This is a genomic window from Pseudomonas sp. MYb2, assembly GCF_002979955.1.
Lineage (GTDB): Bacteria > Pseudomonadota > Gammaproteobacteria > Pseudomonadales > Pseudomonadaceae > Aquipseudomonas.
In genome coordinates this window covers 22,775-42,432 of sequence record NZ_PCQC01000024.1, presented here as the reverse complement: position 1 = coordinate 42,432, position 19,658 = coordinate 22,775, and the positions used below count along the sequence as shown (strand labels likewise).

Below are 19,658 nucleotides of genomic sequence, written 5' to 3'. Positions count from 1 at the left end.
GGAACATGGCGCTGATCGAATGTTATGAATGCAAGCGGAGCATCAGTTCCGAAGCCTCGGCGTGCATTCATTGTGGGGCTCCGATGGCGGAGCAGATCGTTCGCGCTCATGCGCAGACGGTCGCGGCAGCAGAACCGGCACCTGCGCCTGCTAAGCCTTCGACGATCTCTTTTGGCAGCCTGCCGCGCAACAAGGCAGTTCCGGAAGCCGTGGCACCAGCTCCTGCGCCGGAGCCGTTACCGAAAGTCATGCCGGCAGCGGCGGGGCGTCGGCGCCGGCAGCCAGTCGAACAGCCGGCGCCAGCGTTTCAAACGCAGACCAATGCCGATGGCAGTCGTCCGGTAGAAGGCTGGCTGAAGATCATGATCTTCCTGCTGCCGATGGTTTTTGTCTGGTTTCTGCTGCGCAACGGGCACTCGATGAAGCAGCGCTTTTTCGGCTTTGGCTGGCTGGCTCTGTTGATCCTGGCGTCCACGCTGTCGCCAAAGTAAACCGTCAGGCCATCAACGCTCGACCTGGTTTTGCGGTGCACCTGCCGCCCAGGTCGCAATGTTGTGCAGTGTGGTCGCGGCGATCGCGCCGAGTGCTTCATGGGTCAGAAACGCCTGATGCGCGGTGATGATCACGTTAGGAAAGGTCAGCAAGCGTGCCAGCACGTCGTCCTGCAACGGCAGGTCGGAGCGGTCCTCGAAAAATATCTGCGCCTCTTCTTCGTACACATCCAGCCCGAGATAACCCAACTGCCCGTCCTTTAAGGCGTCGATCAGCGCCGGCGTGTCGACCAGACCACCGCGTCCGGTGTTGATCAGCATCGCACCGGTCTGCATGTGCGCCAGCGAGTCGCGGTTGATCAAGTGTTTACTGTGCTCGTTGAGCGGGCAGTGCAGGCTGATGATGCGCGATTGCGCAAGCAGTTCGGGCAGGCTCAGATAACGCGCGCCCAAGGCCACGACCTCCGGGTTCGGATACGGGTCGTAAGCCAGCAATTGGCAGCCAAAGCCGTGCATGATTTTTGCGAACGTCGCGCCGATCTGTCCGGTGCCGACGATGCCGACGGTTTTGCCGACCAGATCGAAACCGGTCAGACCGTGCAGGCTGAAATCGCCTTCGCGGGTGCGGTTATAGGCGCGATGCAAACGTCGATTCAGGGCCAGAATCAACGCGACAGCATGTTCGGCCACGGCATGTGGCGAGTAGGCCGGGACGCGCACGACGCTTAGCCCAAGGCGTTTGGCCGCGATCAGGTCAACATGGTTGAAACCCGCCGAGCGCAGGGCAATCAGGCGCGTGCCGCCAACGGCCAGGCGCTCCAGTACCGGCGCGCTGAGGTCATCGTTGATAAAAGCGCAAACCACTTCGTGGCCGTCGGCCAGTGCGGCAGTGTCGAGACTGAGTCGAGCCGGCTGGAAATGCAATTCGATCCCGCTTGGGCAAGCGGCACCGAGGAAGCTGTCGCGGTCGTAGGTCTGGCTGCTGAAAACGATCGTGCGCATGAAATCCTCCTGGAGCATCGACGCGGGCGCAAATCACCCGCGACCACTGTAGCGCCCTGCTGTATTGCCGGCATTGCCGTGGATCAGGCGCTGATCTTCGCCTGCGTGGCCAGACGATTGATTGCCCGCTCCAGTTCATCGAGCGCCATCAAAGCTTTCGGATCCTCTTGTTTGAGCAGGGTTTCACTGCGTTGGCAGGCTGCGCGCAACTGCGGCACACCACAGTAACGTGTCGCGCCATGCAGGCGATGGACACGCTCGAGCAGAGCATTCTGGTCGTGGTTGTCGCGTGCCGTACGGATGGCTTCGCGGTCAGCTTCCAGTGAGGCGAGCAGCATCGCCAGCATGTCTGCCGCCAGATCCGCCTTGCCGGCCGCCAGACGCAAGCCTTCCTCATGATCGAGCACCGGCAGTTCGTGATTGCCCAAGGCGCTTTCGCTGGAGCGCTCCGGCCCTTGATTGCGCAAGGCCAGACCGGTCCATTTCAATACGACTTGAGCCAATTGCCGTTCGCTGATCGGTTTGGTCAGGTAGTCGTCCATGCCGCTTTGCAGCAGCGCGCGTTTTTCGTTGGCCATGGCGTGGGCGGTGAGGGCGACAATCGGCAGCGGCGTGCAATGCCGTTCGCTTTCCCACTGGCGGATGGTTTCGGTGCTCTGGCGCCCGTCCATACCCGGCATCTGCACGTCCATCAGCACCAGGTCAAAAGATTCGCTCTGCACCGCTTTGACGGCGGCATAGCCGCTTTCCACGGCGAGAACCTTGGCGCCCATGTCTTCGAGCAGGGTCTGCACCAGCAACAGGTTGGCCGGGTTGTCGTCGACGCAGAGCACTTTCGGTGCGCGGCTCGACAGCGGTTCGCCCGGCTCATTGCGCGGCTGGCGCGGGTTGGCCAGATCCGACAACGCGCGGCGCAGTTTGCGCGTGCACGCCGGTTTGGCCTGGAGCTGGCTATGCGGGTTCGGTACCGAGAGATGGAACAGCGTCTGCTCGGTGGTCGGGCACAGCACCAGCACTTTGCAACCAAGGTGTTCGAGGTCCCAGATGTGCTGGTTCAAACGTTCCGGGAGCATGTCGTTGCTGGTGATGCCGAGCACCGCCAGATCAATCGCCTGATCGGTCTGATGCGCGCCGGTGACGCCATTGGTCAGGCTTTCGAGGGTATTGAACGTGGTGACATCGAGGCCGCAGTCTTCCAGTTGATGCTGCAGGGCCTGACGCGCCAGTTCGTGGTTTTCCAGCACTGCCACGCGGCGTCCGAGCAGCGGCGCCGAAGGCAGGTCCTCGGCATCGTCGCGGGTCTTTGGCAGGTTCAGGCTGATCCAGAATTCCGAACCTTCGCCCGGCGTGCTGTCGACACCGATTTCACCGCCCATCTGCTCGATCAGGCGCTTGGAAATCACCAGCCCGAGGCCAGTGCCGCCAGGTTGGCGCGACAATGAATTATCGGCCTGACTGAAAGCTTGGAACAGCGCACGGACATCCTGATTCGACAGACCGATGCCGGTGTCCTGAATGCTGATGCGCAGTTGCACGCTGTCTTCGTGTTCTTCTTCAAGCATCGCGCGGGCGACGATGGTGCCTTCGCGAGTGAACTTGATCGCGTTGCTGACCAGGTTGGTGAGGATCTGCTTGAGGCGCAGCGGATCACCGACCAGCGACAGCGGCGTGTCGCGGTACACCAGGCTGACCAGTTCCAACTGCTTGGCGTGAGCGGCGGGGGCAAGAATGGTCAGGGTGTCTTGCAGCAGGTCACGCAGGTTGAACGGAATATGGTCGAGCACCAGTTTGCCGGCCTCGATTTTCGAGAAGTCGAGGATCTCGTTGATAATGCCTAACAGGCTGTCGGCGGATTTTTCGATGGTGCCCAGATAGTCGAGCTGGCGCGGGGTCAACTCGCTTTTCTGCAATAGATGGGTGAAGCCGAGAATGCCGTTGAGCGGCGTGCGGATCTCGTGGCTCATGTTGGCAAGAAATTCGGATTTGATCCGGCTGGCTTCCAGTGCCTCTTTACGCGCCAGATCCAGTTCGATGTTCTGGATCTCGATGGTTTCCAGATTCTGCCGGACGTCTTCGGTGGCCTGATCGACGCTGTGCTGCAGTTCTTCGCGAGCGTTCTGTAACGTTCCGGCCATACGGTTGATGCCCGACGCCAGCTCATCCAGCTCCTGACTGCCGAGCGGCGGCAGACGGGTTTCCAGGTGGCCGTCCTTGAGTTGTGCGACGGCCTGTTTGATCTGGCTCAGCGGGCGGTTGATGGTGCGGCCCATGCGCAACGCCAGCAACGCCGCTCCGGCAAGACCGGCGGCGATCAGCAACAGGCTGGCAAACAGACTGCGATAACCGCGCAGCAGCATGCCGTTGTGCGACAGCTCCAGTTCCACCCAACCGAGCAGACGATCGGATTCTTCGGGGATCAGTTCTCCGGCGAGATTACGGTGCTTGCCGAACACCGGCATCAGGTAGCGCGTCGCGTCATTGCCGCTGCGCCGTTGCAATTGCGCGCTGTCGCCAGTCGGTGCCTGATTGAGCATGGTCGGGCCGGCGTGGGCCAGCGGCGAGCGATCCGGCGCAAGGAAAGTGACGGCGCGCACGTCCGGTTGTTCGAGGGACTGGGTGGCGATGCGCTCGAGCAATTCATTGTTGCCGTGGCCCATGGCCGGCGCCACCAGCGGGGCCAGTTGCTCGGCGATCATTTCGCCGCGCTGCATCAACTGGGTCTGCAAGTCGGACTGCTGCGCCCAGGTGAAATAACCACCGAGCACTAGCGCCATCAGGCTGGTCGGCAACAAGGTCAGCAACAACACGCGACCTTTGATTCCCAGTTTCTTGAGCACACCTATCTCCTGCATCCCGCTGAACTGTTGACTCATGCGTGCATCCGGCACGCGACATTCGCGCAGTGTAGCGATTTGCTCGCAGGCAATCTCCGGAAAAATGCGCTCGGGTCGGTTCAGGGCGCAGAGGCTCGTTGGTCCGATAGGACATCCTTGGGTTGCCCGATGCCCGGCAATCTTGAATAATCGCCCTTAACTGAGAATTACTTGCAGATAGTCATGACTCCTGTTTCCGCTGCCCAGCCACGCATACTTTCCATTGAGGACGATCCGGTTCTCGGCGCCTATGTTCACGAACATCTGGGTCGCAGCGGCTTTCAGGTGACCTGGTGCCAGAACGGCCAGGAAGGTCTGAGCATCGCCAGGCGCCAGCCGTTCGACGTGGTACTGATGGATATTCTGTTGCCGGGCATGGACGGTTTGAACGTACTGACGCAATTGCGCCAGAGCCATTCGACGCCGGTGCTATTGATGTCGGCTCTCGGTGCCGAGGCGGATCGCATCAGCGGTTTCCGTCTGGGCGCCGACGACTATCTGCCCAAACCGTTCAGCATGGCCGAGCTGCATGTACGCATCGAAGCGATCCTGCGCCGGGTCGCGCTGGATCGGCGCCCGGCATCGCTGGCGGCGCCCGTGGCGGCCGGTACGCTGCGGTTCGACGATGAACGGTGCGATGTGCTGTTCGGCGAGCAAGCCGCCGGGCTGACCCGCAGCGAGTTCCGTTTACTGGAAACCCTCAATCGCAATGACGAGGAAGTACTGAGCAAAGCCTTCCTTTATCAGCACGTTTTACAGCGCGGCTACGCGGCCCACGACCGCAGCCTCGACATGCACATCAGCCAGATCCGCCGCAAACTGAAAGCCATCGGTTACACCGAGCGTGAAGTGCGCACCGTGTGGGGCAAGGGTTACGTTCTGAGCGCGGCCGATGAAACGCTCTGAACTGCCGGGGCGGCATTCGCTGTTCTGGAAATTGGCGTTTCTGCTGGTCGCGTTCTGTCTGCTGATGATCTGGTTGAGCTGGTCGTGGGGCCGTTATATGGAGGAGCGCAACCAGTTCCTCTCCGACGAAGCGCGGGGCACGCTCAGTCGTTATGCCGCGCAAGCGGAACAGGCGTGGCAGCACGGCGGCCGCAGCGGGGTCGATGACTGGTTGCAGAGCATGGAGTTGCGTGAAGCCAGTTGGGTCGGCGTCATCGGTGGCAACTTGCAGTCGCTGAGCAGCGATCCGCTGAATGAACAGGAAATCCAGCACCTGACGTTCTTGCGCGGTCTTGACTGGCCGATCCACAAACAGAACCGGCCGTGGCTGCGCATACCTTTTCCCAAAGAGCCGTCCGCCGGCAGCCTGGTGATCGAATTGCCCGAGCGATTTCTGCCGGGTAAATATCGGCTGTTCTGGCGCGTCATCACCAACGGCGTGATTCCGGGGTTGTTCACTTTGCTGCTGTGCGTCGGTCTCTATCGTCTTCTGGTAGTGCCGCTGAACAACTTGCGTGAACAGGCCAACGCTTGGCGCGCCGACCAGTTGAATGTGCGCCTGTCGAGCGGCATCACCCAGCGGCCGGATGAGCTTGGAGAGCTGGCGCGGGCATTCGACTCGATGTCCGAGCGCCTGCAATCGACCGTGGCTCTGCAACAGCAACTGCTGCGTGATCTGTCCCACGAATTGCGCACGCCGCTGAGCCGTTTGCGTGTCGCCAGTGAAAGCGAACAGGGTCTGATGCAACTGCGCGAGCGCATCGGTCGTGAAGTTGACGGTATGCAACGGCTGGTCGAAGACACCTTACAACTGGCCTGGCTCGATACCGACCGCACGCCGCTGCCCGAGGAAGCGATCCAGATTCAGGCCCTGTGGGAAATGCTCACGGACAACGCCTGTTATGAAAGCGGCTGGCCGAGCCTGCAATTGCAGTGTTCGGTCGAGGCGTCGTGCTGGGTGCGTGGCAACCTGAATACGCTGGCGCAGGCGCTGGAGAACATTCTGCGTAACGCGATTCGGCATTCGCCTGCGGGTGGGGTCGTGCGACTGGATGGACGGCGCGACGGCGATTTCTGGCATCTGTGGCTGGAAGATCAGGGCGGCGGCGTAGCGGAAGGGGATCTGGAGCGGATCTTCTCGCCGTTCACCCGCCTCGACGGCTCGCGGCCCGGCGACGGTGGATTCGGCTTGGGCCTGAGCATCGCGCGCAATGCCGTGCAGCGTCAGGGCGGAAGTATTTGGGCGGAGAATAGCGGGGCGGGGTTGCGGTTGAATTTGCGGTTGGTGGCTGACGATGGCGTTGCGCCGACTGACGCCTTCGCGAGCAGGCTCGCTCCCACATTGGATCTCGGTTCGCCGCAGGTTGTGTGATCAACGCAGATCTCCTGTAGGAGTGAGCCTGCTCGCGATGTAGTCCATTCGGGTGGCCAATCCTGATGGCTTGCCGGAGCGCTCGCCTTTTTTTGTACGACATTTCCCAAGTTGCATCGGCGGTCATTTCAAGCTTCCTGAAGGGGTTAGGCTCGTGCTTCACCTGATCTTCAAGGAATTGCGCATGACTGTATCCAGCGTTACTGGCAACCCGGATGGCGAACGTTTCAACGAAGTGCTCGCGTTGATTCACAGTTCCAGACATAAGGCCATGCAAGCGGTCAATACACAGCTGATTGAGCTTTATTGGCAGGTGGGGGCGCATATCAGTCGTAAGATTGAGCAGGCGGAGTGGGGCGATTCGGTCATAACTCAACTGGCCGCACATCTGGCGTATACCCAACCGGGCTTGCGTGGGTTCACCCGACCAAATCTGTTCCGAATGCGCCAGTTTTATGAAACCTATCGGGATGATCCAATTGTCTCACCACTGGTGAGACAATTGCCGTGGACTCATAACATGATCATTTTGAGCCAAAGCAAACACCCGGAAGAGCGTGGGTTCTACCTGCGAATGGCCGTTCAGGAACAGTGGTCGAAGCGCGAACTGGAACGCCAATTCAAGTCTGCTTTGTTTGAGCGAAGCGTCACCGATCCTGCAAAAGCCTCCGCCGCACTGAAACAAAATCATCCCGAAGCTCTCGAGATATTCCGCGATTCCTACATGGTCGAATTTCTCGACTTGCCCGCTGCTCATTCCGAAACCGATCTGCACCAGGGGCTTCTTTCACGTCTCAAGGCGTTCCTTATTGAGCTCGGTCGCGACTTCTGCTTTGTCGGTTCCGAATATCCACTGCAGGTCGGTGGCCGGGATTTCTCTCTCGATCTTCTGTTCTTCCACCGAGGGCTAAACTGCCTTGTAGCCATTGAACTCAAGGTCGGCCGTTTTGAGCCGGAATACCTCGGTAAGCTGGATTTCTATCTGGAGGCGCTGGATCGCAATGTCCGCAAGCCTCACGAAAGTCCGGCCATCGGTGTCCTGCTGTGTGCAAGCAAGGAAGATGAGGTCGTCGAGTACGCCCTCAATCGCAGTCTTTCGCCCGCATTGATAGCGCAATATCAAACCTGTCTGCCGGATAAGCAGTTGCTGCAGGCCAAGTTGCATGAGTTTTATGCAATGGATACGGCGCCAGCAGAAAATAGCGACTAACCGCTGCTTATTCCCATAAACCATAAGCACCGCACTTTGCGTGATATGGCCTGCGCGGGTTTGCCGGTATGATAGGCGCCCCCGCACGTCTGGATTGCGAATACGCCATGACCCTGCAGTACCCAACCATCGCCGATTGCGTCGGCAACACTCCGCTGGTGCGTTTGCAGCGCCTGCCCGGTGCCACCAGCAACACCCTGTTGCTCAAGCTCGAAGGGAATAACCCGGCGGGTTCGGTCAAGGACCGTCCGGCGCTGTCGATGATCACTCGCGCCGAGTTGCGCGGGCAGATCCATGCCGGCGATACGCTGATCGAAGCGACCTCGGGCAACACCGGGATCGCCCTGGCCATGGCCGCCGCCATCAAGGGTTACAAGATGATCCTGATCATGCCCGACAACTCCAGCGCCGAGCGCAAAGCGGCAATGACCGCTTATGGCGCCGAGCTGATTCTGGTCAGTCAGGAAGAAGGCATGGAAGGCGCCCGCGACCTCGCGCAGCGCATGGAGGCCGAAGGCCGTGGCAAGGTGCTCGATCAGTTCGCCAATGGCGACAATCCTGAGGCGCACTACACCACCACCGGTCCGGAAATCTGGCGTCAGACCCAGGGCTCCATCACCCATTTCGTCAGTTCGATGGGCACCACCGGCACCATCATGGGCGTTTCGCGCTACTTGAAAGAGCAGAGCGACAACGTGCAGATCGTCGGTCTGCAACCGATGGAAGGCTCGGCCATTCCCGGCATCCGCCGCTGGCCGCAAGAATACCTGCCGAAGATTTATCAGGCCGAGCGCGTCGACCGTATTGTCGACATGGCGCAAAGCGAGGCCGAGGACGTCACCCGTCGTCTGGCCCGCGAAGAAGGCATCTTCTGTGGCGTGTCTTCGGGCGGTGCGGTGGCAGCGATGCTGCGCCTGTCCAAAGAACTTGAAAACGCGGTGATCGTCGCGATCATCTGCGACCGTGGCGACCGTTACCTGTCGACCGGCATTTTCGACGCACCCAACTGATGGCCAAGCACGAGAGAGGCCTGCGCTTCCAGCCCACAGGCGGCAGCAAGGCACCGCAAATCCCGACCGGCAAAAAGCAGCGCTTGAACATCGAGCGCCTGGCCAATGACGGTCGCGGCATCGCGTTTTTCGAAGGCAAAACCTGGTTCGTCCTTGGCGCCCTTGCCGGTGAAGAGGTCGAAGCGCGGGTGCTCGGCGCCCACGGCAAAGTGGTCGAGGCGCGCACCGAGCGCGTGTTCAAGGCCAGCGAACTGCGCCGCCCGGCACCGTGTCAGCATGCCGGCCGCTGCGGCGGTTGCAGCGTTCAGCATTTGCCCCACGACGAACAGCTTGCCCTGAAACAGCGCATGCTCGCCGAACAACTGTCGCGGGTTGCCGCTGTCGAACCTGAAGAGTGGGCCGCACCGCTGACCGGTCCGGAATTTGGCTATCGCCGTCGTGCTCGGATTGCCGTGCGCTGGGACATGAAAGCGAAGAACCTCGAAGTCGGTTTCCGCGCCGCCGGCAGCCAGGACATTGTCGCGATCAGCGAATGCCCGGTGCTGGTACAGCCCTTGCAACCGATCATGACCCGCTTGCCGGAGATGCTCCGTCGCTTGAGCAAACCGCAGGCGCTGGGGCATGTCGAGTTGTTCAGCGGTTCGTCGCTGGCGGTGCTGCTGCGGCATATGGCGCCCTTGTCCGAAGCGGATCTGACCATCCTCAAGGATTTCTGCGAGTTTCATGAAGCGCAATTGTGGCTGCATGGCGAAGGCGAGCCACAACCGGTCGATCGAACCCAGTCGCTGGGCTATCGCCTGGAGCAGTGGGATCTGGACCTGGCGTATCGGCCGGGGGATTTCATCCAGGTCAACGCCGGTGTCAACGAAGCCATGGTGGCGCAGGCGCTGGAATGGCTGAAACCGGGCCGCGACGAGCGCGTGCTGGATCTGTTCTGCGGCTTGGGCAACTTCGCTTTGCCGCTGGCCAAAACCGTGCGCGAAGTGGTCGCGGTGGAAGGTGTGCAGACCATGGTCGATCGCGCTGAAGCCAACGCCGCCAGTAACAATTTGCATAACACAAAGTTTTTTCAAGCCGATTTATCCCAGCCTTTGACCGATGCCCAGTGGATCGGAAACGGCTTTTCTGCGGTACTCTTGGACCCACCACGTGACGGTGCTTTCGAGGTAGTACGCAAGCTGGCGAGCCTGGGTGCCAAACGGTTGGTGTATGTGTCGTGCAATCCGGCAACGCTGGCGCGCGATACGGTCGAATTGATCAAGCAGGGCTACCGGTTAAAACGTGCCGGGATTCTCGATATGTTTCCTCAGACGGCACATGTCGAGGCCATGGCGTTATTTGAAGCGAGCCAGGATGGCTCGTCTGAATCCGTCTGACCTGTCCGCGCAGTGCTCGCATCGGCCCCGCGAGCGCAAACGGACCGTAGAGGTCAGCGATTTGACGCATTGAATCTGCGTCGTAGGGAAGGTAAAGCAAGATGGTACAGGTGAGAGCACACCAGCCGATCAACACTGACGGCAGTATCAATCTCGAGGCTTGGCTCGATCACGCGGTCAGTGTCGATCTGGCACTGGATCGCGAAGCCTTGAAAGAAGCCTGCGAGTTCGCTCGCGAGGCCGAACAACAGTCCAATGCCAAGAAGAATCTGTGGGCCGAAGGCTCCGGCAGTTTCAGTACTGGCCTGGAAATCGCCGAGATTCTCGCCGACCTCAAGCTCGATCAGGATTCGCTGGTCGCGGCGGTCCTGTATCGCGGCGTACGCGAAGGCCAGATCGAACTCGCGGCCATCGGCCAGCGCTTCGGCCCGGTGGTCGCCAAGCTGATTGACGGCGTGCAGCGCATGGCTGCGATCAGCGCCAGCCTCAGTCCGCGTCAGTCGATGGTGATGGGCACGCAAGGGCAGGTGGAAAACCTGCGCAAGATGCTCGTGGCGATGGTCGATGACGTTCGCGTTGCGTTGATCAAACTGGCCGAACGTACCTGCGCGATTCGTGCGGTGAAAACCGCTGACGACGAAAAACGTAACCGTGTCGCCCGGGAAGTGTTCGACATTTATGCGCCGCTCGCACATCGCCTCGGTATCGGTCATATCAAATGGGAGCTGGAGGACTTGTCCTTCCGTTACCTGGAGCCGGATCAATACAAACAGATCGCCAAGTTGCTCCACGAGCGACGGCTGGATCGTGAGCGTTTCATCGCCGACGTGATGACCCAGCTCAAGGACGAGTTGCAGGCCACCGGCGTCGACGCCGACATCAGCGGCCGGGCCAAACACATCTATTCGATCTGGCGCAAAATGCAGCGCAAGGGTCTGGAATTCAGCCAGATCTACGACGTGCGTGCGGTGCGTGTGCTGGTGCCGGAAATGCGCGACTGCTACACCGCGCTGGGCATCGTCCACACCTTGTGGCGGCACATCCCGAAGGAATTCGACGACTACATCGCCAACCCGAAAGAGAACGGCTACCGCTCGCTGCACACCGCGGTGATCGGCCCTGAGGGTAAGGTGCTTGAGGTGCAGATTCGTACGCACTCGATGCACGAAGAAGCCGAACTCGGTGTCTGCGCGCACTGGCGCTACAAGGGCACCGACGTCAAATCCGGTTCGAATCACTACGAAGAGAAAATCTCCTGGCTGCGTCAGGTGCTCGAGTGGCACGAAGAGCTGGGCGACATCGGCGGTCTGGCGGAACAGCTGCGTGTCGATATCGAACCGGATCGGGTGTACATCTTCACCCCCGACGGCCACGCCATCGACTTGCCGAAAGGCGCAACGCCGCTGGACTTCGCCTACCGCGTGCACACCGAAATCGGTCACAACTGCCGTGGCGCGAAGATCAACGGGCGCATCGTCCCGCTCAACTACAGCCTGCAGACCGGTGAGCAGGTCGAGATCATCACCAGCAAGCACGGTACGCCGAGCCGCGACTGGCTGAACTCCAACCTCGGTTATGTCACCACCTCGCGGGCGCGGGCGAAGATCGTCCACTGGTTCAAATTGCAGGCGCGCGACCAGAACGTTGCCGCTGGTAAAACCCTGATCGAACGCGAACTGACGCGCCTCGGTCTGCCTGCGGTGGACTTCGACAAGCTGGCCGACAAGGCCAACATGAAAACCGCCGAAGACATGTTCGCCGCCCTCGGAGCCGGCGACTTGCGTCTGGCGCAATTGGTCAACCTCGCGCAGCAACTGGTCGAGCCGGAACGCGGCAACGAACAGCTGGAGCTGATCCCGCGCAAAGCCACCGGCTACAAACCGGGCAAGCGCGGCGACATTCAGATCCAGGGCGTCGGCAACCTGATGACGCAAATGGCCGGCTGCTGCCAGCCGCTGCCGGGCGATGCGATCGTCGGTTACATCACTCAGGGCCGTGGCGTGAGCATTCACCGTCAGGACTGCGCCTCGGTGCTGCAACTGGGCGGGCGTGAGCCAGAGCGGATCATTCAGGTCAGCTGGGGCCCGGTGCCGGTGCTCACCTATCCGGTGGACATCATCATTCGCGCCTACGACCGTTCCGGTCTGCTGCGTGATGTGTCGCAAGTGCTGCTCAACGAGCGGATCAACGTGCTGGCGGTCAACACCCGCTCGAACAAGGAGGACAACACCGCGCTGATGTCCCTGACCATCGAGATCCCGGGTCTGGATGCGCTGGGACGATTGCTCGGGCGGATTTCGCAGTTGCCGAACATCATCGAAACGCGGCGTAACCGTACGCCTTGAAGATGACCAATGTAGGAGTGAGCCTGCTCGCGATGAGGCCGTGTCAGTCAGCATTAATGGTGACTGATACACCGCTATCGCGAGCAGGCTCGCTCCCACAGTGGTTTTGTGGTGAGACAGAAATATGATGTACAGCCTTGAAGACCTGCTCCACCTCATGAGCCGTCTGCGCGATCCGCAGTACGGTTGCCCGTGGGACATCAAGCAAACCTACGCGACCATCGTTCCGCACACCCTCGAAGAAGCTTACGAAGTGGCCGACGCCATCGAACGTGGCGACTTCGATCATCTACAGGGCGAGTTGGGCGATCTGCTGTTCCAGGTGGTGTATTACAGCCAGTTGGCCAAGGAAGAAGGGCGTTTCGAATTTGCCGGGGTGATCGACAGCATCACCCGCAAGCTGATCCGTCGTCACCCTCATGTCTTTCCGACTGGCGATCTGTACGCGCCGCTCGACGTGCCGCGCTTGAGTGAAGAGCAGGTCAAGCAGCGCTGGGAAGAGATTAAAGCCGAAGAGCGCGCCGAGAAATCCGCCGCGCCCGAGCAGCTGTCATTGCTCGATGATGTGCCGGCCACACTGCCGGCATTGTCGCGTTCGGCCAAGTTGCAGAAACGCGCAGGGCAGGTCGGTTTCGACTGGCCGGATGCCTTGCCGGTGCTCGACAAAGTGCGCGAAGAGCTCGATGAAGTCCTCGAAGCCATGTCGGAAAACGATCCCGTTGCCGTGGCCGACGAGATCGGCGACCTGCTGTTTTCCGTGGTCAATCTGGCCCGGCATCTGAAGGTCGATCCGGAAACCGCGCTGCGTGGTGCCAACGGCAAGTTTGAAAGACGTTTCCGATTTATCGAACAGGCATTGCGCGACACCCACCGTCCCATAGAAGATTGCACCCTCGAAGAGTTGGACGCCCTGTGGGGCGAAGCCAAACGTCAGGAAAAGAATGCGCCCAGCTGCGGCTGAGCAACTGCCCAAGTGAGTAAGCCCGATGAGTATTTCCCTTCGCGACCAGTTGCTCAAAGCAGGTCTGGTCAACCAAAAGCAGGCCAAGCAGGTCAGCAAGGACAAGCAGAAGCAGCAACGTCTGGCGCATAAAGGCCAGATCGAACTGGACGACTCGCAGCAGCGTGCTGCCCAGGAAGCCATGGCCGAGAAGGTCAAGCGCGATCAGGAACTGAACCGTCAGCAGAAAGAGAAAGCCGAGGCCAAGGCGCGTGCGGCGCAGGTCAAGCAGTTGATCGAAGTTTCGCGTCTGCCGAAGCTGACGACCGAGGACTACTACAACTTCGTCGACGACAAGAAGGTCAAGCGCCTCTCGGTCAACACGCTGATGCGCAACAAGCTCAGCAGCGGTTCGCTGGCGATCGTCCACCATGCCGGTGGTTACGAAGTGATTCCGCGTGAAGCGGCCCTGAAGATCCAGGAGCGCGATCCGCAACGTATCGTTCAGCTCAATGTGCAGACCGAAGAGGTCAGCACCGAGGACGATCCGTACGCGGCGTATCAGATCCCTGATGATCTGATGTGGTAAACCGATAAAGCTGTAACAACGACAAACCCCGCTCATGGCGGGGTTTGTCGTTTTCAATGCTGTGGTTGAATCAGGCGGATTTCAGATCACGTTGCTGTTCTTGCACTTCCAGCTCGGCCTTATAGTTGTGGGCATCGATCTCGTTGTGGAACATGCCGACCAGCAAGTCTTGTTGATGCACATCCCAAATGCGGATACCGGCGGCTACGCCTTCGTGGGACATGTGTGAATCGTCGCGTTCAGTTACTTTTACAGTCATCTGCTAGCTCCAAATCTCAAGTTATCTGCAGCAAGGCGTGTGCAGGACTCTGTTATATGATTTGTTAGCTTGCTAAGTAAACGGCTGATTTGTGCAAGGTGTTGTTGCGTTTTTTGCAACAGTGCTGCAGCCCGCGTAATCCGCGACATTCGGTCGCAGGGCGGTAAGTTTCATGACAGAAGTTTCATTTCCAGAAGCGCCGAAACCCATTGTTGATCGTTCCCACGCTCCGCGTGGGAACGCCTCTGGGGACGCTCCGCGTCCAGTGACGCGGAGCGTCACGGGGGTTGCATTCCCACGCAGAGCGTGGGAACGATCAACAACACGGACCGGTAGTGTCCCGGCTAATTTCTGCAGGCGAAAAAAAACGCCCCGAACCAGTCGGGGCGTTTTCATGTGTGGCTCAAGCAGGGGGAATTACTTGCCTTCCCAGCGCTTCAGTACCAGCGTGGCGTTGGTGCCGCCGAAGCCGAAGCTGTTGCTCATCACGGTGTTGATGGTGGCGTTTTCGCGGGTCTTGGTCAGCACCGGCAGATCGGCCACTTCAGGGTCCAGCTCGTCGATGTTGGCGGAGCCGGCAATGAAGTTGCCTTCCATCATCAGCATGCAGTAGATCGCTTCGTGAACACCAGCGGCGCCCAGGGAGTGACCGGACAGGCTCTTGGTCGAGCTGATCGCAGGTGCCTTGTCGCCGAACACTTCACGCACACCTTTCATTTCCGCAACGTCGCCGACCGGAGTCGAGGTGCCGTGGGTGTTCAGGTAGTCGATCGGGGTATCAACGGTGGACATCGCCATCTGCATGCAGCGGATCGCGCCTTCGCCACTTGGGGCAACCATGTCGTAGCCGTCGGACGTTGCGCCGTAGCCAACGATTTCGGCGTAGATTTTCGCGCCACGGGCCAGAGCGTGTTCCAGCTCTTCAACCACGACCATGCCGCCACCGCCAGCGATGACGAAACCGTCACGGTCTTTGTCGTAGGCACGGGAAGCAAGTTCCGGGGTGTCGTTGCGCTTGCTGGACAGAGCGCCCATGGCGTCGAACAGGAACGACTGGCTCCAGTGCTCTTCTTCACCGCCACCGGCGAAGACGATGTCCTGCTTGCCCATCTGGATCTGTTCCATGGCGGTACCGATGCAGTGAGCACTGGTGGCGCAGGCAGAAGCGATGGAGTAGTTCAGGCCCTTGATCTTGAATGGCGTGGCCAGGCAAGCGGAAACCGTGCTGCTCATGGTCCGCGTGACACGGTACGGGCCAACGCGCTTCACGCCTTTCTCGCGCAGGATGTCCAGCGCTTCCATCTGGTTCAGCGTGGAAGCACCACCGGAGCCAGCCACCAGGCCGGTACGCGGGTTGGACACTTGCTCTTCGGTCAGGCCGGAGTCAGCAATGGCGTCTTTCATGGCCAGGTAGGCGTAAGCCGCTGCGTGGCCGACGAAGCGATAGATCTTGCGATCGATCAGCTCTTCAAGGTTCAGGTCAATGGAGCCGGAAACCTGGCTACGCAGACCCATTTCGGCATATTCCGGGTTGAACCGGATGCCAGGGCGGCTTGCACGCAGGTTAGCGGAGACGGTCTCTTTGTCATTGCCCAGGCACGAAACGATGCCCAGACCAGTGATAACGACGCGGCGCATGCGAATAACCCTTAGAAGTTGTCAGTGGAGGTGAACACGCCGACGCGAAGGCCTTCGGCGGTGTAGATTTCGCGACCGTCAACAGACACCGAACCGTCGGCAATGGCCAGGTTCAGCTTGCCCTTGAGGACGCGCTTGATTTGAATGTTGTAGGTGACTTTCTTGGCGGTCGGCAGGACTTGACCGAAGAACTTCACTTCGCCCGAACCCAGCGCACGGCCGCGGCCCGGCAGGCCTTGCCAGCCCAGGAAGAAGCCGACCAGTTGCCACATGGCATCCAGGCCCAGGCAGCCCGGCATCACCGGATCACCTTCGAAGTGGCAGGCGAAGAACCACAGGTCAGGGTTGATATCCAGTTCGGCGACCAATTCACCTTTGCCGTACTTGCCGCCTTCTTCGCTGATCAGGGTGATGCGATCGACCATCAGCATGTTCGGGGCGGGCAGTTGCGCGTTACCTGGGCCGAACAGCTCACCGCGACTGCAGCGCAGCAGATCTTCCCGAGTAAAGGCGTTTTGTTTGGTCATGCGAGCTCCTCAATAATCCCATGCGGCAGGTGGGGCAAATCTTCCCGACCGTTCGACGCGTTCATGCCTCGAACCGGCAGCCTACTCATAGACTATTGCGTTGTGGTGAAAGTCACAGCACCAAGGACATGAATGTACACTTGTGCACTGAAATTTTTATTCAAGCCCCTTTTGAGGCTTGTTCGGGTGCCTAAGACTGCCGCACTTTCGCTTTTCACGCCAGTCGCAGATGGTCGAAAGGCCCACACTACGACACCCAGCGCTGCAGAATCTGCTGCAGATCATTACGTTTGAACGGCTTCGCCAGATAATCGTTCATGCCTGCCTCCAGGCAGGTTTCGCGGTCACCCTGCAACGCGTTGGCGGTCAGTGCGATGATCGGCACGTCGCTGCGTCCCGGCAGTTGGCGGATCTGTCGCGTCGCCTCATAGCCATCGATGATCGGTAAGCGGCAATCCATCAGAATCACTTCGAAATCACTTTCTTCAGCGCTGCGTACGGCCTGCGCGCCATCGACGGCGACGCTGACAGTAAAGCCCAGACTGCGCAGCATCGCTTCGATAACCGTCTGGTTCACCGGATTGTCTTCCACCAGCAAGACATTGCGCCCTTCACCCTGTCCTTTGCCGTTCAGTGCGCGCGGCGCGGCCAATGGCGGTAGCGCTTGCTTATAAAGCGCCAGCGGGATCTCCAGAGTAAAGACCGAACCGCGGCCTTCCTCGCTCTGCGCGCGCAAAGTGCCGCCCATGCGTTCTGCCAGGGTGCGGGCGATTGGCAAGCCGAGGCCGGTGCCGCCATAGCGCCGCGAGATCGAACTGTCGGCCTGCTGGAAAGCGTTGAACATCAATTCCAGACTTTCGGAAGAAATGCCGATGCCGCTGTCGCGTACCGAGCAGGTGAACCACAGCAATTCGTGATCCAGCGATTGCCACTGCGCCTCGATGCTGACCCGACCCTGTTCGGTGAACTTCAGTGCGTTGCCGACCAGGTTGACCAGAATCTGCCGGATCCGCGTCGGATCGCCCTGCACCTGCAAACTGCGCATGTCGTCCGGGATCCGCAGATTCAGCGCCAGGCCGCGTTGCACCGCGCTGTGCTGGAACGACTGCGCGCAGGCACCGATCAGCTCGGTGAGGTTGAACGGTATGTGCTCCAGCTCAAGTTCTGATCGCTCGATGCGCGAGAAGTCGAGAATGTCGTTGATGACTTTCAGCAAGTGCTCGGTGGACTCCGACGCGAGGGCTGCATACTCGATCTGCTCCTCAGTCATCTCGGTGGTTTCGAGCAACTGCAGCATGCCCAGCACACCGTTCATGGGGGTGCGCAGTTCATGGCTCATCATCGCCAGGAAGTCGGATTTTGCGTTGTTGGCCTTTTCCGCTTCTTCGCGGGTCTGGATCAGTTGCGCCATGGCTTGATGCTGCTCGCGGCTGGCCTGTTCCAGCGCCTGTGCGAGGTTGTTGATGTGCTGCGACAAAGCCCCCAATTCAGTGTCGTCGACAATCGGCAACGGGGTCTTGTAGTCGCCGTCCTGAATCGCCTTGACCGCATCGCCGATGTCGCGAATCGGCTGCGACAGGCTACCGGCCAGACGCCGAGCCAGGACAAAAGTGAAGAGCAGGGCGAACAGCGCGAGAATCCCGGCCTTGAGCAGAATTTCCTGCTGACGCTGACTGAAGGCATCGTTGGACAGGCCGACGATCACGCGTCCCAGATAATCCTCGGCGGCCGCACCATTACTGACTTTGCCGTCCTGAAAGAAATCATTGTGCAGGGAGATCCGCTGCAGTCGCACCGGGGCCTGAAACACTTCGACCTGATGCGGGCGATTGTGGGTGTCAGCCGGTTGTTCGACGTACACCAGAATCCGGTTGGCGCTGTCCTGCACTTCAAGAAAACGCACATTGGGCGTAGCCAGTGTGGCTTTGAGCAGGCTCTCCAGCACTTCATTGTTGCCGGAAATCACTCCGTACTCGGTGGCAGGGGCCAGTTGGTTGGCGATCAGTTGGCCGGTGTGGTTCAGCTCCTGGCGCAAATCCTGGATGCGCACAAACGTGAAGAAGCTGATCAACAGCAAGGTCAGCAACAGCGCCGGGCCCAGGCTGATCAGCTGGGTGCGGGTGTTGATGTCCCAGCGGCGACGGAAACTCATGGGCGGCGTTCTCCTTCGGCCAGCGCTCTGGCGACAGACGCATCATTCAGCGGTTCGATACCTAATGAACGAGCCACCTGTGCATTACTTGAAACATTAAAACGTGCGGGATAGAGCGCTCGCGGCCAAGCAGCCGAGGGTTGGTCAAGCAATTGATCAAGGATTGCCAGCCAATCGTTCTGATCGCTGTAGCTGCTGGCCAGGCTGCCGGCACGGACGAAAGCGACGTTGGGTCCGACCAGCGCGACTTGCCGCGAGTAGCTGCTGAGCAACAGGTTCTTCGCGGTCTTCGGGTTGTACAGATCGGGATCGTCGAGGCCCAGCAGCACGTCGCTGTTTTTCAGCACGGCTTGCAGTGGACGACTGTCAAGGGTGTTGTCCCAGCGCTGGCTGACGATTTGCAGATTCAGCGGTTGTGCAGCCAGATTCAGTTCTTTCAGCAAAAACTCGCTGTGTTGATCGAACAGCACGCCGACCCGCCGTGCCTGCGGCAAGATTCGCCGGATCAATTGCAGTTGCCGACTCAGTGGTGGATCGCTCCACAGCAGGCTCAGGTGTGCAGGTTCTGCGTCACCAAAACGCTGGCGCGCTTGCAAGCGGCTGATGCGCAGCACCAGCGTTGCCGGACCTTGGGGTTCTTGCAGGCGCCAATCCAGGCTTGGCAGATCGAGGAGGATCAGGCGCAGGCTGGCCGGCAGTTTGCCCGGTGCCGGGAGACTGTCCAGCGGCTGGAAACGCACGTTGTCGGTCGGGCGCAATTCGCTCAGAGCCTGAACGAACGCTTGTACGCCGGGGCTTTCCTCGGCCCCCGTGAGCAGAATGTCCGCGGCCTGGACCGCGACACCGTGCAGCCACGCAGTCAAAAACAGAAAGACCCCGGCCAGCCAGTGGCCAAGGGTTGGCGTCTTCCGTGACAGGCCGTGACGCAT

General features: G+C 60.0%; 16 protein-coding genes. 9 read left to right on the top strand and 7 right to left on the bottom strand.

Annotated elements, in window-relative coordinates:
* Positions 1-5 precede the first annotated feature (5 nt).
* Positions 6-491 (top strand): hypothetical protein, encoded by a 486-nt coding sequence (locus CQ009_RS26855; protein ID WP_105709213.1) that lies wholly within the window; start codon positions 6-8, stop codon positions 489-491.
* A 12-nt stretch (positions 492-503) separates the two neighbouring features.
* On the opposite strand, the gene CQ009_RS26850 is transcribed toward CQ009_RS26855, so the two are convergent.
* Positions 504-1,493 carry a 2-hydroxyacid dehydrogenase gene (locus CQ009_RS26850; protein WP_105709212.1) on the bottom strand — a complete coding sequence of 330 codons (990 nt, stop codon included), beginning with the start codon at positions 1,491-1,493 and terminating at the stop codon, positions 504-506.
* A gap of 83 nt (positions 1,494-1,576) precedes the next feature.
* Positions 1,577-4,330 carry a response regulator gene (locus tag CQ009_RS26845; protein WP_105709230.1) on the bottom strand — a complete coding sequence of 918 codons (2,754 nt, stop codon included), beginning with the start codon at positions 4,328-4,330 and terminating at the stop codon, positions 1,577-1,579.
* 219 nt (positions 4,331-4,549) lie between these two features.
* Here CQ009_RS26845 and CQ009_RS26840 point away from each other — a divergent pair, with 219 nt between their 5' ends.
* From CQ009_RS26840 to CQ009_RS26805, 8 genes are all read left to right on the top strand, one after another.
* Positions 4,550-5,272, top strand: coding sequence for a response regulator transcription factor (locus CQ009_RS26840; RefSeq protein ID WP_105709211.1), 723 nt, complete (start codon positions 4,550-4,552; stop codon positions 5,270-5,272).
* Positions 5,259-6,683, top strand: a complete 1,425-nt coding sequence (locus CQ009_RS26835) for a sensor histidine kinase (RefSeq protein WP_105709210.1) — start codon at positions 5,259-5,261, stop codon at positions 6,681-6,683. Before CQ009_RS26840 ends, CQ009_RS26835 begins: the two co-directional genes overlap by 14 nt.
* A gap of 184 nt (positions 6,684-6,867) precedes the next feature.
* Complete coding sequence (locus CQ009_RS26830) at positions 6,868-7,893, top strand: YhcG family protein (RefSeq protein WP_064391600.1); 1,026 nt, start codon at positions 6,868-6,870, stop codon at positions 7,891-7,893.
* 107 nt (positions 7,894-8,000) lie between these two features.
* Positions 8,001-8,903 (top strand): cysteine synthase CysM, encoded by a 903-nt coding sequence (gene cysM / locus CQ009_RS26825; RefSeq protein ID WP_177431020.1) that lies wholly within the window; start codon positions 8,001-8,003, stop codon positions 8,901-8,903.
* Positions 8,903-10,279 (top strand): 23S rRNA (uracil(1939)-C(5))-methyltransferase RlmD, encoded by a 1,377-nt coding sequence (gene rlmD, locus CQ009_RS26820; RefSeq protein ID WP_064391596.1) that lies wholly within the window; start codon positions 8,903-8,905, stop codon positions 10,277-10,279. The genes cysM and rlmD overlap by 1 nt, the downstream gene beginning before the upstream one ends.
* A gap of 101 nt (positions 10,280-10,380) precedes the next feature.
* The gene (relA, locus tag CQ009_RS26815) at positions 10,381-12,624 is read left to right on the top strand and encodes a GTP diphosphokinase (protein WP_064391594.1); all 2,244 of its coding nucleotides are present in this window, start codon (positions 10,381-10,383) and stop codon (positions 12,622-12,624) included.
* A gap of 127 nt (positions 12,625-12,751) precedes the next feature.
* A complete protein-coding gene (gene mazG / locus CQ009_RS26810; RefSeq protein WP_105709208.1) occupies positions 12,752-13,585 on the top strand; it encodes a nucleoside triphosphate pyrophosphohydrolase in 834 nt (277 codons plus the stop codon).
* Positions 13,586-13,610: 25 nt separating this feature from the next.
* Entirely contained in the window at positions 13,611-14,153 is a 543-nt protein-coding gene (locus CQ009_RS26805) for a DUF2058 domain-containing protein (protein ID WP_064391592.1), read from the top strand.
* A gap of 70 nt (positions 14,154-14,223) precedes the next feature.
* Here the strand turns inward: CQ009_RS26805 and CQ009_RS26800 are convergent, their stop codons facing one another.
* The 5 genes from CQ009_RS26800 to CQ009_RS26775 all read right to left on the bottom strand — a co-directional run bounded on the left by CQ009_RS26800 (position 14,224) and on the right by CQ009_RS26775 (position 19,658).
* Entirely contained in the window at positions 14,224-14,412 is a 189-nt protein-coding gene (locus CQ009_RS26800; protein ID WP_007917473.1) for a hypothetical protein, read from the bottom strand.
* Between the two features lie 417 nt (positions 14,413-14,829).
* The gene (fabB, locus tag CQ009_RS26790; protein WP_053122750.1) at positions 14,830-16,050 is read right to left on the bottom strand and encodes a beta-ketoacyl-ACP synthase I; all 1,221 of its coding nucleotides are present in this window, start codon (positions 16,048-16,050) and stop codon (positions 14,830-14,832) included.
* Between the two features lie 11 nt (positions 16,051-16,061).
* Complete coding sequence (gene fabA / locus CQ009_RS26785; protein ID WP_064391590.1) at positions 16,062-16,577, bottom strand: 3-hydroxyacyl-[acyl-carrier-protein] dehydratase FabA; 516 nt, start codon at positions 16,575-16,577, stop codon at positions 16,062-16,064.
* Positions 16,578-16,824: 247 nt separating this feature from the next.
* A complete protein-coding gene (locus CQ009_RS26780) occupies positions 16,825-18,729 on the bottom strand; it encodes a response regulator (RefSeq protein WP_064391588.1) in 1,905 nt (634 codons plus the stop codon).
* The gene (locus tag CQ009_RS26775; protein WP_105709206.1) at positions 18,726-19,658 is read right to left on the bottom strand and encodes an ABC transporter substrate-binding protein; all 933 of its coding nucleotides are present in this window, start codon (positions 19,656-19,658) and stop codon (positions 18,726-18,728) included. The genes CQ009_RS26780 and CQ009_RS26775 overlap by 4 nt, the downstream gene beginning before the upstream one ends.